This window comes from Flavobacteriales bacterium, from assembly GCA_016716605.1.
Taxonomy (GTDB): domain Bacteria; phylum Bacteroidota; class Bacteroidia; order Flavobacteriales_F; family PHOS-HE28; genus PHOS-HE28.
In genome coordinates this window covers 282905-296246 of sequence record JADJWA010000001.1, presented here as the reverse complement: position 1 = coordinate 296246, position 13342 = coordinate 282905, and the positions used below count along the sequence as shown (strand labels likewise).

Sequence of the window (13342 nt, the reverse complement as noted above, 5' to 3'; positions counted from 1 at the left end):
CAGCCTAATTCGCAGCCAATCCGACGCAACCATGAGAAGCCCCGCCATACTCGCGATCGCCTTGTTCGCGCTCGCAACATCGTGCAAGAAGGATGAGGACAGCCCTTCACCCTCCGGCAGCGGAAGCAGCACCGCCGCAGAGGGCCCCAAGGTCATGTTCACGATCGATGGAGACAGTTACTCAAATCAGACCATCACGATCAACCCTGGAAGCGGATCGGGCAATGCGGCCTTTTCCGTTTCAGATGCAGAGACCAGTGGAGCCGTGATGACCGACGCGAACAACAGCTTCGTGCTGCTCTTCGACGGGAGCACGACGGCCACGCTCACCTGCACCGGCGGCGTGGGCCCGGTGAGCTTCTCGCTGCGCACCAGCGGGCATCTGTACATCAGCCAGACCAACACCGTAGTGGTCACCGCCTATGGCGAGGTGGGCGGCTTCATCACGGGCAGCTTCACCGGCACGGTCCTGCGCAGCAACGGCGCATCTGCCGGCATGCAGGCCAACATCAGCAGCGGCACCTTCAGGTTCCGTCGCACCTCCGACGTTTAGCGCCCGAACCGCGCGGCCCGGCGCGAGCTATGCGCATCTCCTTGAGGCAGGAGCCCATGGCATGGAGCCCCCTGCACACGAAAGTCTTATAGCCTCAACCTGCCATGACGGGTTGGTTCGTCGCATCGTGCGGCTTCGCAGCTCGCGCATGCGAGAACAGCAATCGAGTGCAGCATGAAAAGCACTCTCCGCATTCACCTCAACGCCGCAGCGCTGCTGCATTCATCCATCGCCAGCGCCTGCCCGGCACCGGAATGGCATAATAGGACGTGTTGACCTGTGGCCGAGAGACGTTGGCGGGCCTTGGGCTCGGTGCCACGGATTCACCAACGGCATCAAACCCCTACATTCGCCCCCGTTAAGGCGGAAGAGGAAGAGGGGACCGCCCCTCTTTTTTGTTGAAGCCCATTGAGCATCAGGCGGATATGATCACGGAAGCGCACGTGAAGCAATTGGTCGAACAGCATCTGGAAGGCACCACGCACTTTCTGGTGGCGGTGGAGTTGCGCCCTGGCAACAAGCTGGTGGTGGAGGTGGACGACGACCGCGCCATCACCCTGAACGAGCTGGCCGCGCTGAACAAGGCCGTGCGCGACGACCTGGGCACGGTGGCTGATAACTACGAATTGCAGTTCAGCAGCCCTGGCATGGGCCGTCCCTTCAAGGTGATGCGCCAGTACCAGAAGCACGTGGGCCGCATCGTCGATATCACGCTGCATGATGGCCGCGCGCTCCATGGGCAACTGGCCGAACTGAACGGTAGCACCCTTGGCCTTCGCATCCAGCACCCCAGCAAGGTGAAAGGCCGTCCGCCGAAACTCGACGATGAGCTCACCACTGTGCCCCTCGCCGACATCAAGAGCACTCAATCAACCATCACGTTCAACTGATCCCTGGCCATGGCCACCGTCAACCTCATCGAGTCCTTCGGAGAGTTCAAGGACATCAAGAACATCGATCGCGTCACCATGATGGGCATCCTCGAGGATGTCTTCAAGGGCGTGGTGCTGCGCCGCTTCGGAGAAGAGGCCAAGGTGGATATCATCATCAACCCGGATAAGGGCGACCTGGAGGTCTGGCTCAACCGCGTGATCGTGGAGGACGGCTTCAGCGAGGACGACAACCTGGATATCGAGCTGAGCGAGGCGCGCAAGATCGACCCCGACTTCGAGGTGGGCGAAGAGGTGAGCCAGGAAGTGAAGATCGAGGACTTCGGGCGGCGCAACATCCTCGCGCTGAAGCAGAACCTGCAGGCGCGCATCACCGAGCTCGAGAAGGACCACCTGTACAACAAGTACAAGGAACGCGTGGGGGAGATCATCACCGGCGAGGTCTACCAGGTGTGGAAGCGCGAGACCTTGATCATCGATGACGAGGGCAACGAGCTGATCATGCCCAAGGACCAGCACATCAAGACCGACTTCTTCAAGAAGGGCGACACCGTGCGCGCCGTGGTGTGGAAGGTGGAGATGATCAATAACAGCCCCAAGGTGATCCTGAGCCGCACCGCGCCGGAGTTCCTGGCGAAGCTGTTCGAGCAGGAGGTGCCCGAGGTGGCTGACGGCCTGATCACCATCAAGCGCATCGTGCGCGAACCCGGGGAGCGCGCCAAGGTGGCCGTGGAGAGCTACGATGACCGCATCGATCCGGTTGGCGCCTGCGTGGGCATGAAGGGATCGCGCATCCATGGCATCGTGCGCGAGCTGCGCAACGAGAACATCGACGTGATCAACTACACGGCCAACGAGCAGCTGCTGATCCAGCGCGCGCTCAGCCCCGCCAAGATCGGCGACATCAAGCTGAACGCCGAGACCAAGCGCGCCGAGGTTTACATGAAGCCCGACCAGGTGGCGCTCGCCATCGGCAAGGGCGGCCATAACATCAAGCTCGCTGGTCGTCTCACCGGATACGACATCGACGTGTACCGCGATACCGATGAGGTCACCGACGACGTGGCGCTGGACGATTTCGCCGATGAGATCGACGAGTGGATCATCAACGAGCTGAAGAACATCGGTTGCGATACCGCACGCAGCGTGCTGGACATCCCTGCGGAGGAACTCGTGAAGCGCACCGACCTGGAGGAAGAGACCATCGCCGAAGTGCTCCGCATCCTGAAAGCCGAATTGGAAGCGTAAGCGGAGCCGATGATCAGCCGCCAACGACGGGCGGCCACGAAAGCAACCAAGAAAGCCGAACCAACCACCGCATGAGCGAAGCGACGGAGAAGGGCATACGATTGAGCAAGGTGACGCGCGAGTTCAACCTCGGGCTGCACACGGTGGTGGAGTTCCTGGCCACGAAGGGCCATGCGGTGGAGAGCAACCCCAACGGGAAGATCACCACGGCCCAGTACGACCTGCTGGAAGCAGAATTCGGGAAGGACAAGGAGATCAAGGCCCAAGCGCAGCAGACCGTTCAGCAGCGGCAGGAGCGCGAGACCATCGTGCTGGGCACCGCCGCGAAAGCCGAGCCCAAGCCGAAAGCGAAGGAAGAGCCGGCAGCGGCCGCACCGGAAGCGCCGCCAGCTGCCGAACCTGCGAAGGCGGTTGCGCCGGCTGAGGCTCCGGCTCCCGAGCCAGAGGTCATCAAAGCGAAAGCGCAGAAGGCGGCCGGCCCGAAGGCGGTTGGCAAGATCGATCTCACTGCGCCCAAGAAGTCCACGAAGAAGAAGCCTGAACCGGCAGCTGAGGCCCCGGCCGAAGCTCCGGCCTCTGCACCTCCGGCTGCTGCTCCCGCGCCTGAACCGCCAGCCGAGCCCGAGACCATCCGCGTGAATGTGCAGAAGCTCGCTGGCGTGAAGCAAATGGGCAAGATCGAGCTGCCCGTGGAGAAGGAGCGGAAGCCAGCGGAGAAGCCTGATCATGAACGGGGCAAGCGCAAACGCCTGGTGAAGCCCGGCCCGGTGAATGTCGATCGCGCCGTGCAGGCCGAGCAGCGCACCGCTCCGCGCCCCGGCGAGTTGGATGAGAACGCCGTGAAGAAGAAGGTGAGCGAGACCCTCGCGCGCCTCACCGGCGGAAAGAGCCGGGGCGCCAAGATGCGCCGGGAGAAGCGCGATGCACGCTACCAGCGATTCGAGGAGGAGCAGGCCGCACGAGAACTCGCCGGCCAAACGCTGAAAGTGACCGAATTCGTGACCGCCAGCGAGTTGGCCAGCATGATGAACGTGCCGGTCACCGACATCATCAAGGCCTGCTTCGCGTTGGGCATGATGGTGAGCATCAACCAGCGGCTCGATGCCGAGACCCTCGCCGTGATCGCCGAGGAATACGGTTTCAAGGTTGAATTCGTGGGTGCCGATGTGCAGCAGGACGTGCAGGCGGAAGAGGATGATCCCGCGCGCGTGATTACCCGTGCGCCGATCGTCACCGTGATGGGCCACGTGGATCACGGAAAGACCTCCCTGCTCGACTACGTCCGCAAAGCCAACGTCATCGCCGGTGAGGCAGGAGGCATCACGCAGCACATCGGCGCGTACAGCGTGGAGCTGGACAACGGCAAGCGCATCGCCTTCCTCGATACGCCCGGCCACGAGGCCTTCACCGCCATGCGCGCGCGCGGTGCCCAGGTCACCGACATCGCCATCATCGTGATCGCGGCAGACGACAGCGTGATGCCCCAGACCCGGGAAGCCATCAACCACGCGCAAGCCGCAGGCGTGCCCATGATCTTCGCCTTCAATAAGATGGACAAGCCCGGCGCCAACGCGGACAAGATCCGTGAGGAGCTTTCGCAGATGAACATCCTCGTGGAGGAGTGGGGCGGCAAGTTCCAGACCCAGGAGATCAGCGCGAAGAAGGGCACCGGCGTGGACCAATTGCTGGAGAAAGTGCTGCTCGAGGCCGAGCTGCTGGACCTGAAGGCCGATCCCGGCAAGCGCGCCCACGGCGTGGTGATCGAGAGCACGCTGGAGCAGGGTCGCGGCTATGTGACCACCCTGCTCGTCGATGCCGGAACGCTGCGCAAGGGCGATGTGATCCTGGCCGGTCAGTTCAGCGGCCGCGTGCGCAACATGTTCAACGAGCGCGGCCAGCAGGTGCAGGAGGCCCCGCCATCAACGCCCGTCTCGATCCTCGGCCTCGATGGCGCGCCCAACGCCGGCGACGCCTTCCAGGTGTTCGAGGATGAGCGCGACGCGCGCGCCATCGCCACGCGCCGCCAGCAGCTGCAGCGCGAGCAGGGCATCCGCACGCACAAGCACATCACCCTTGATGAGATCGGCCGGCGCCTCGCCATCGGCGATTTCAAGGAGCTCAACCTCATCGTCAAAGGCGATGTGGACGGTTCGGTTGAAGCGCTCACCGATTCGCTGCTCAAGCTCAGCACCGAGCAGATCAAGGTGAACGTGATCCACAAGGCCGTGGGCCCCATCGCCGAAAGCGATGTGCTGCTCGCCACGGCCTCCAACGCCATCATCGTGGGCTTCCAGGTGCGCCCCACGCCCGGTGCGCGCAAGCTGGCCGAGACCGAGGAGATCGACATCCGCCTCTACTCCATCATCTACAACGCCATCGAGGAGATCAAGCAGGCCATGGAAGGCATGCTCGCACCCAAGGAGGTGGAGAAGATCACCGGTACCGCCGAAGTGCGCGAGACCTTCAAGATCAGCAAGGTGGGCACCGTGGCCGGCTGCTATGTGCTCGATGGCAAGATCGAGCGCAAGAACAAGGTGCGCCTCATCCGCGATGGAATCGTGGTCTATACCGGCGACCTCAACGAGCTCAAGCGCTTCAAGGACGACGTGAAGGAGGTGGGCCACGGCTACGAGTGCGGCCTCTCCATCAAGAACTTCAACGACATCAAGGTCGGCGACCACGTCGAGGCCTTCGTGATCGAAGAAGTGAAGCGGACGCTGGGGGAGTAGGGCGGTTTCGGGAACAGGTGTGCACGTGTCCCGGCATCGTTTAGTGGCCCTATGCCCCGGTCCTCTGTCCTGAACATCCGGTGCGATCATGCGCGCCCACCGGTGGGCGGTCTCTTCATGGGCTGCTCGGACTTCTGTGAATTCGACATGTTCCTTGGCGCCGTTGTGCTCGATGAGGCGCATGCCGATGACCTGTGCGGGTCAACGCGCAAGCTGATGCGATGCCATCACCGTTGGGCCTTGGTGCTTTCTGGCACGCCTCGAATGACGGGCGCATTGAAGGCCATCCTGGGATCTACCTTGGGCTGCGTCTTGGCTATTGCCGGGCGAGTGTTGTCGCTCTAACCGTGCAAGCTGCCAGGCAATGCGCGGGTTTCGCGCCTGGGCTGTGCGGACAATCCCTCTGGATAGCTATCACGAACTGGTTCGAGGCGTCTCCACGTTCCGGATTGCGGCGCAGGCACTCGGCTCGCATGGAGGGGCGCCCCCGACTAACATTGCTGCATGTCAACGCACCGCGAGTGGCACCTGCTCCTGGGCATCGCCGCAATAGCCGCAACAAGCGGCGTGCTCGATGTAATGGAGGTGGATGCCGCGCAATACGCGATCATGGCCCGCGACATGCTCGCGAGCGACGACTGGACGAAGCTCCATTACCACGGCAAGGATTACCTCGATAAGCCGCCTTTGCATTTCTGGCTCGCCGCACTCTCGTTCAAGCTCTTCGGCGTGCACAACTGGAGCTACAAGCTGCCCAGCATCGCCTTTGCCTTCCTCGCAATCCTCAGCACCTATCGCTTCACGCTGCTCCACCACGGGCGTGAGTCGGCCTGGCGCGCGGCCTTGATGCTCGGCACGAGCGCAGCTTTCCTGGTCATGACCAACGATGTGCGCTGCGATACGATCCTCACCGGATCTGTGATCACCGCCATCTGGCTCGGCTCGGCATGGATGCGGCAGCGGCGGACCTCGCAGCTGGTCGGTGCTTCCGTAGCCGTGGCGGCTGGCATGCTCGCCAAAGGCCCCATCGGCCTGATGGCCCCAGCGCTTGCACTGGGTGCGGATCTCATCATTCGCCGCGACTGGTCCATCCTGCGCCGGCCAATGCTGCTCGTGGCGCCATTGATTGTTGGCGCGCTGCTCACGCCCATGTGCCTGGGCCTGTACGAGCAGCATGGCCTGCGCGGGCTGCACTTCTACTTCTGGGAACAGAGTTTCGGTCGCATCACGGGCGAGAACCGCTGGAAGGACGATAGCACCGCGCTCTTCTTCACGCATGAGGTGCTCTGGCAGCTGCTGCCCTGGACGTTAATCGTGCTGCTTGGCCTGTGGCACTCGCTGCGGTCCGTGATCCGCCGTGCGCCACGGCCCGAGTACGCAAGCATCGGTGGAGCCACGCTGGTCTTCATCGCACTTTCGATGTCACGCTTCAAGCTTCCGCATTACCTCTATGTCATCGCTCCACTTTTCGCGGTGATCGGAGCGCAAGCATGGTCCGCCCAGGTGCTTCCGCGTTGGTTGCGCTGGTCACAATCGACCCTGCTCACCATGCTCGCCGCCGCGGCCGTGCTGCTCTGTGCTTGGTGTTTCCGGCACCCAGCATGGCCGGTGCCCCTGCTTGCATTCGTGTTGATCGCATGGCGCATGCGCGCGCTGGGCAGGCGCGAGCCGGATCAAGCGCTGTTCATTGGCTCGATGCATGTTTGGATCGTGGCCGGCCTGACCTTGAATGTGTTGGTGTACCCAGCCGTGCTGCGGTATCAGGTGAATGCCACGGCCGGCCGATGGGCGGCCGAGCGGCGTCTGGAACAAGGAGCCTTCCATGGCTTGCAAGCCCACGGTCCTGCGCTCGACCTGTACGCCGGCTACCCGGTGCCTTGGCTCAGCGATGCGGGCGAAGCGCGAGATGCGATACGCGAGGGGGGTGTCATTTATACGGATGCGGAGCACTACCGTGAGCTGCTCGACTCAGGGCTGGTACCTCGGGCGGTGGATTCGATCCCCAGCTACAGCGTGCAGATGCTCAGCTTGGATTTCGTGCTTCCCGATAGCCGCGCGGCGGTGGTGGAGCACCGCTATCTGCTACAATACTGAAGCGCGAGCTGGACCTATTGCAGTTCCATGACCGGCGCCATGCTTCATGACATTCGCGCGACAAAGCGTTGGATCCTCGGAACTTGCTTCGCGGCCGGAAATCCAACCCGCATATGCGCAACGCTACCCTTCTCGCCGCTGCTATCTCGAGCTCGGCGATCCTCGCCCAAACAACCGTCACCACTGCTCCGCAGAACGCGCAGCAGGTCTATTACAGCCTCAGCGACGGCGTGGTCGCCAGCACGGCCCTCGCCGATTGGGACCTCGCCTTCGAGCTCACCGGCATCACCGGCAGCATCCTGCTGAACACCGCCAAGGGGCACAAGCTGTACAAGGCGCCCTACACGCTGGCGCAATGGGGCAGCATCGACACCACCGGCCTCAATGCTTCTTGGCCTCAGCAGCACAACAGCGAGTCCGATTGGAGCAGCGGCGCGTTCAATCAGGGCCTCACCACGAATCCCTTCGACCTCGGTTGGGGCATCTACAACTTCGTCACGCACAACATCACGGGCGATAGCTGCTTCGTGCTGAAGCTGAGCAACGGCGAGTGGAAGAAGCTGCGCATCGACGGCTTCACGGCCGCCACCAACAGCTTCACCTTCACCTGGGCCGACCTCGATGGCGCGGACGAGCAGAGCGGCAGCCTTGTGCGCTCTGCCTATCCCGGCAAGAACTTCGGCTACTACAATCTCGCCACCAACACCGCGCTCGACCTCGAGCCCCTCGCCGCCGATTGGGACCTGCTCTTCACCAAGTACATGGCCTTCGTCACGCAGCCATTCCCCGCCCATTACCCGGTGGCGGGCGTGCTGCAGAACAGATTGGTCGAGGCGATCCAGATCGATGGCGTGCCCACGGCCGATGCGACCTACTGGGGCGAGACTTTCAATGCCGACATGGACGTGCTCGGCTACGATTGGAAGAACTTCAACCAAGCCACCTTCCAATGGGAGTACGCCCAGGACCGCACCTACTTCGTGAAGGATCGCACTGGCGACATCTGGAAGATCGTGTTCGTGAGCTACGGCGGAAGCGCCAATGGCAATTTCACCTTCAATCAAGAGCTCGTCGGACAGGCCTCGATTGATGAAACAGGTCGCAGCACCGCGCTGGCCATCGCGCCGAACCCAGCGGTGAGCACGACAAACTTGATCATCGCATCGGAAGCGCGTTCTGCGCAGCTCAGCATCATCGACATGAATGGTCGCGTGGTCGGCCAAGAGTCACTTTCCGGGTTGAGCGGCCTTGTTCAACGGCCCATCGATGTGAGCGCTTTGCCGGCTGGCCTTTACCTCGTTCGCGTGCAGGGCGATGGCATCGATGCCACCGTGCGCTTGGTGAAGGAGTGATTCACTTAATGGGCTGGGCCGGACGCACGGTCCATCGCTCACCAGTTGAGGCTTGAGGTTGATGGATCCTTCATTCGTCGACCTGCCTTAATACCACGATTGCGGTATTGCCGGTTCGTGCGTGGTGGGACTGCTTTGCGGCCATGATCACCGAAACGACCACCGACCTGAAACAGCGTTGGGATGCGCTGCTGGCCAACGACCCCAAGCTCCGGATCCGCAATGCGGCCGCGGAGCTGGGCGTGAGCGAGGGGGAATTGCTCGCCACGCGCATCGACGATGGCGTCACGCGGCTGAAGCCAGAGTTCAAGGCGATCATGGCCGCTGTGCCTGCGCTGGGACGTGTGATGGCCCTCACGCGCAACAACGATGTGGTGCATGAGCGCAAGGGCGTTTACCTGAATCCGTCGCTGGAGCACGGGCCCGTGGGGCTCTTCGTCGGCGCCGACATCGACTTGCGCATCTTCTGGCACGCATGGGCGCACGCATTCGCCGTGGTCGAAAGCGGTCGCGATGGCGCGCGCCACAGCCTTCAGTTCTTCAGCGCGGCCGGTGACGCCGTGCACAAGATCTACCTGGTTCCTGAGAGTGATGCCGGTGAATACCATGATCTGGTGTCGCGCTTCCGAGCCGAGGACCAAACGCCCTCCATGATGGTGCGACCCGCTGGGCCTGCGCGCTCGGAGCGCCCAGACGCTGAGATTGCAGCGGCCGGATTGCGTGAAGGATGGCTCAACCTGAAGGACACGCACGATTTCCATCTGCTGTTGCGGCAGCACGGGGTCTCGCGCACCCAGGCACTTCGCTTGGCACCCGAGGGTGATTTCGCCGTCCCGGTGCAGCCCGGTGCATTCCGCGCCGTGATGACTGCGGCTTCAGCGGAGCAATGCCCCATCATGGTCTTCGTTGGCAATCCGGGCATGCTGCAGATCCACACAGGCACGGTGAGCAAGCTGTTGGACATCCCTGGGTGGTTCAATGTGGTGGATCCCGATTTCAACCTGCATGTGCGCGAAGCGGCCATTACACAAGCCTGGGTGGTGCGCAAGCCCAGCACCGACGGCATGATCACGGCCCTGGAGTGCTACGATGCGGAGGGCGAACAGCTCGTGCAGCTCTTTGGCAAGCGCAAGCCGGGCATACCGGAGCTGGAGCACTGGCGCGCGATCATTGGCAAGGCCGAGGCTGAACTGCGCCTGGCCTGACGCTGGCGTGACAGGTGCGATCGTGCTCGCCGGGATCTTCGCGCAGCGAATGAACCCGGTCCTGCGGCCCTTGATCCTGATGGTTTGCTCTGCTTGGAGCACGATCACCAGCGCCCAGCTCGAGGTGCGTGTGGTGGAGGCCGATGGCAGCGCCCCGGTACCCTACGCGCACATCCAGTACCGCCCACTGAAGGAGTCCATGACCAAACTCGTGGTGAGCGGCGCCGATGGCCGTTGCTCCATTCCCGTGAGCACTGAGCAGATCAGCGGCGGCGTGGCCATGTCGGTGTCCTTCGTCGGCTATGCCACCTTGCACGATACGCTACGGTCGTCAGCGCCTATCGTATTCACCCTGAGGCGTGATGCAGCGGCGCTTCGCGAATTCGTGGTTACAGGACAGTATGCGCCAGGCACCGTGGATGGAGCGGTCCAGAAGCTGCGTGTGATTGATGGCCAGCGGATCCAGCGCATGGCCGCGCAGAACCTCGGTGACGCACTGAGAGATCAATTGAACTTGCGGCTGGCCCAGGACAATGTGCTCGGCTCGTCGGTGAGCATGCAGGGCCTGGGCGGCGAGAACGTTAAGGTGCTGGTCGACGGCGTGCCCGTTACCGGAAGGCAGAACGGCAACGTGGACCTTTCGCAGATCGACCTCACGGGCATCGACCGCATCGAGCTGGTCGAAGGCCCGCTCAGCGTGAATTACGGCACCAACGCGCTCGCGGGCACGATCAACCTGATCACGAAGAAGAGCGGGCAGGCGCCAGCAACCGTGCGTGCTTCGGCCTATGCCGAGCATATCGGAAGACTGAACACCACGCTTGGTGTCACGCGGCGATGGGGCCGGAGCGAGGCCGTGATCACCGGTGGGCGCACCCTCTTCCTCGGCTGGGATCCGCGGCAGAGTGGATTGCCCGCGATGCGTGCGCAAGTGGCCGACACCAATCGGTTCCAGCAATGGAAGCCGCGCGAGCAGTTCTTCGCCCGCGCCAATTACCGATGGACAAGCGACCGCTGGAGCTTCGGCTGGAAAGGCGAGGCACTGCGCGACCGCATCATCGATCGAGGCCGTCCGCGCGCGCCGTACAATGAAAGCGCCTTCGATGCCGAGTACCTCACCGCCCGCCTGGACAATGCCCTCTTCGCCGAAGGCCGGTTCACGAAGGGACGCAGGCTGAATGCCCTCGCTGCCTACAACCGCTATGCACGCACGCGCAACACCTGGCTGCGCGACCTCACCACGCTCGGCGAGGAATTGAGCCAGGCCGATGGCGCGCAGGACACCACGCGCTTCACCCTCACCAACGTGCGCGCCTCCTTCAGCTCGGCCCCGGACAGCGTACGGTTGCATTATGAGCTCGGCATTGACCTCAACCACGAGACCGGCTCCGGCGACCGCATCAACGGCGAGCGCACCATCGGCGACTACGCTGGATTCGCCAGTGCGGAATGGCGCCCGACCGATGCGATCACATTGCGTCCGGGCGTTCGCTACGCGCACAACACGCTGTACTCCGCTCCGCTGATACCCTCCCTGAATGCGCGTTGGCGCCTTGGGGAGCGGTTCAACCTGCGCGCTTCCTACGCCGAAGGGTTCCGGGCACCGTCGCTCAAGGAACTGCACCTCTACTTCGTGGATGTGAACCACGACATCACCGGCAATCCGGAGCTGAAAGCGGAGCGCTCGCGCAGCGCTTCCGCAGGTTTGAGCTATCGCCACACGAAGGACCGCATGGTGTACACGAGCGAGCTCAATGGCTTCTGCAATTCCGTGCGCGACCTGATCACGATCGCGCAGCGGGATGGCTCCAGCTTCACGTACGCCAACATCGGTCGTTTGCGCACGGCTGGCGGAAGCATGGGCGCAGGCTGGGACAACGGACATTGGATGGTTAGTGTCGGAGCAGCCATCACCTTGCGCGCCGATGATCTGGAAGGCGGTGGCCTCGGTGAATGGAAGAGCACGCCGGAATTGCGCGGATCCATCACGAGGCAGTGGATGCGGCATGGCTGGAGCGCTTCGCTGTTCTGGAAGCACCAGGGCCAGCAGCCGGGCTACAGCGTTGGCCTCGATGGCAGCGTGCAGCGCGGCAGCATCGAAGCCTTCCAATTGGCCGATGCCACCATCACCAAGCAGCTCTGGGCAAAGCGCCTCGCGCTCTCGGCGGGCTGCAAGGACCTCTTTGATGTGCGCAACCTTAACGCCACGCTCAGCAACGGAGTGCATGATGCCGGTACAGGCAACGTGCCGATGACCACTGGCCGGACCTTCTTCTTGCGCTTCGAACTTGAACTGAAACGCAAAGAGGCATGAGACCCATCGGCTTCCTGCTAGCAGTTGCGCTCCTGAGCTCGTGCCTGAAGGAAGAGCTGCCGGCTCCGCGTACGCCTCGCGGCGATGCGCGCAGCACGCAACTCTGCATGGGCGCTGGTTATGCCAACCAGCTCTGGTTCGACTTGGGCAGCGGCACTGTGGTGAGCGAGAACCCGCGCAGCGATTGGGACCTCGCTTTCGAGAGCGCTCCCGAGGGCTGGCGCGTGCTGCTCAATGGCGCGCGCTTGATGACCGTTTGGCCGCTCGGCCCGGTTGACATCACGGCACCGCACGATACAACTGGCCTGAGCGCCATCCGCCGCGTCGATGCGGCGAGCCTGCAACCCGATAGCCTGGCCTTCGGCGATTGGCGCGGCACCAATGGCGTGTTCATCGTGGACATGGGCGTGAGCGCGGATGGGGAGTTCCTGGGCTTGCGCAAGCTGAAGCTCTTGGGCGTTGGAGTGGACGCATTCCAATTGGAATGGGCGAACCTCGACGGAAGCGGGCTCACCGGCGCTACGGTACCGAAGGACCCGCAGCGCGCGTTCACGTCCTGGAGCTTCACCACGGGCGTGCAGCCCATCGAGCCGCTCATCGGGACATGGGACCTCTGCTTCACGCAGTACACGCATCGCTTCGAGACGTACAGCCTCGACTACCTGGTGAACGGGGTGCTTTCCGCTACCACTACGCGCATCGCCCGTGTCACAGGGCGCGACTTCGCATCCATAACCGTGGCCGATACGCTCACCTTCCCGCTTCGTGCGGAGCGCAATGCCATCGGCTACGATTGGAAGGTGTATTCCTTCGAGACCAGTTCCTACAGCATCGTGCCGGACCTCGCCTTCATCGTGAAGGATGCGGAAGGCTACTTGTACAAGCTGCGTTTCATCGAGTTCTACGGGCCGCAGGGACAGACCGGCTGCCCGCTCTTCGAGACGGTGCTGTTGTGAC

The 13342-nt window shown here is 62.9% G+C and carries 9 protein-coding genes; all 9 read left to right on the top strand.

Annotated features, from left to right (window positions below):
• Positions 1–31 precede the first annotated feature (31 nt).
• The 9 genes from IPM12_01220 to IPM12_01180 all read left to right on the top strand — a co-directional run bounded on the left by IPM12_01220 (position 32) and on the right by IPM12_01180 (position 13341).
• Positions 32–553 carry a hypothetical protein gene (locus IPM12_01220; protein ID MBK9146420.1) on the top strand — a complete coding sequence of 174 codons (522 nt, stop codon included), beginning with the start codon at positions 32–34 and terminating at the stop codon, positions 551–553.
• Between the two features lie 425 nt (positions 554–978).
• On the top strand, positions 979–1443 hold the full coding sequence (locus IPM12_01215; GenBank protein ID MBK9146419.1) for a hypothetical protein: 465 nt from the start codon (positions 979–981) through the stop codon (positions 1441–1443).
• A 9-nt stretch (positions 1444–1452) separates the two neighbouring features.
• Positions 1453–2691, top strand: a complete 1239-nt coding sequence (gene nusA, locus IPM12_01210; GenBank protein ID MBK9146418.1) for a transcription termination/antitermination protein NusA — start codon at positions 1453–1455, stop codon at positions 2689–2691.
• A gap of 71 nt (positions 2692–2762) precedes the next feature.
• Entirely contained in the window at positions 2763–5420 is a 2658-nt protein-coding gene (infB, locus tag IPM12_01205) for a translation initiation factor IF-2 (protein MBK9146417.1), read from the top strand.
• Between the two features lie 504 nt (positions 5421–5924).
• Positions 5925–7514 (top strand): glycosyltransferase family 39 protein, encoded by a 1590-nt coding sequence (locus IPM12_01200; GenBank protein MBK9146416.1) that lies wholly within the window; start codon positions 5925–5927, stop codon positions 7512–7514.
• Positions 7515–7627: 113 nt separating this feature from the next.
• Entirely contained in the window at positions 7628–8866 is a 1239-nt protein-coding gene (locus IPM12_01195) for a T9SS type A sorting domain-containing protein (GenBank protein MBK9146415.1), read from the top strand.
• A gap of 143 nt (positions 8867–9009) precedes the next feature.
• A complete protein-coding gene (locus IPM12_01190; protein MBK9146414.1) occupies positions 9010–10071 on the top strand; it encodes a hemin-degrading factor in 1062 nt (353 codons plus the stop codon).
• A gap of 49 nt (positions 10072–10120) precedes the next feature.
• Positions 10121–12385 (top strand): TonB-dependent receptor, encoded by a 2265-nt coding sequence (locus tag IPM12_01185; GenBank protein ID MBK9146413.1) that lies wholly within the window; start codon positions 10121–10123, stop codon positions 12383–12385.
• Entirely contained in the window at positions 12382–13341 is a 960-nt protein-coding gene (locus tag IPM12_01180) for an HmuY family protein (protein MBK9146412.1), read from the top strand. The genes IPM12_01185 and IPM12_01180 overlap by 4 nt, the downstream gene beginning before the upstream one ends.
• Position 13342 lies beyond the last annotated feature (1 nt).

Coding starts and splice junctions, on each gene's coding strand:
- nusA (MBK9146418.1), top strand. CDS start 1,453: ATGGCCACCGTCAACCTCATCGAGTCCTTCGGAGAGTTCAAGGACATC.
- infB (MBK9146417.1), top strand. CDS start 2,763: ATGAGCGAAGCGACGGAGAAGGGCATACGATTGAGCAAGGTGACGCGC.
- IPM12_01200 (MBK9146416.1), top strand. CDS start 5,925: ATGTCAACGCACCGCGAGTGGCACCTGCTCCTGGGCATCGCCGCAATA.
- IPM12_01180 (MBK9146412.1), top strand. CDS start 12,382: ATGAGACCCATCGGCTTCCTGCTAGCAGTTGCGCTCCTGAGCTCGTGC.
- IPM12_01215 (MBK9146419.1), top strand. CDS start 979: ATGATCACGGAAGCGCACGTGAAGCAATTGGTCGAACAGCATCTGGAA.
- IPM12_01195 (MBK9146415.1), top strand. CDS start 7,628: ATGCGCAACGCTACCCTTCTCGCCGCTGCTATCTCGAGCTCGGCGATC.
- IPM12_01220 (MBK9146420.1), top strand. CDS start 32: ATGAGAAGCCCCGCCATACTCGCGATCGCCTTGTTCGCGCTCGCAACA.
- IPM12_01190 (MBK9146414.1), top strand. CDS start 9,010: ATGATCACCGAAACGACCACCGACCTGAAACAGCGTTGGGATGCGCTG.
- IPM12_01185 (MBK9146413.1), top strand. CDS start 10,121: ATGAACCCGGTCCTGCGGCCCTTGATCCTGATGGTTTGCTCTGCTTGG.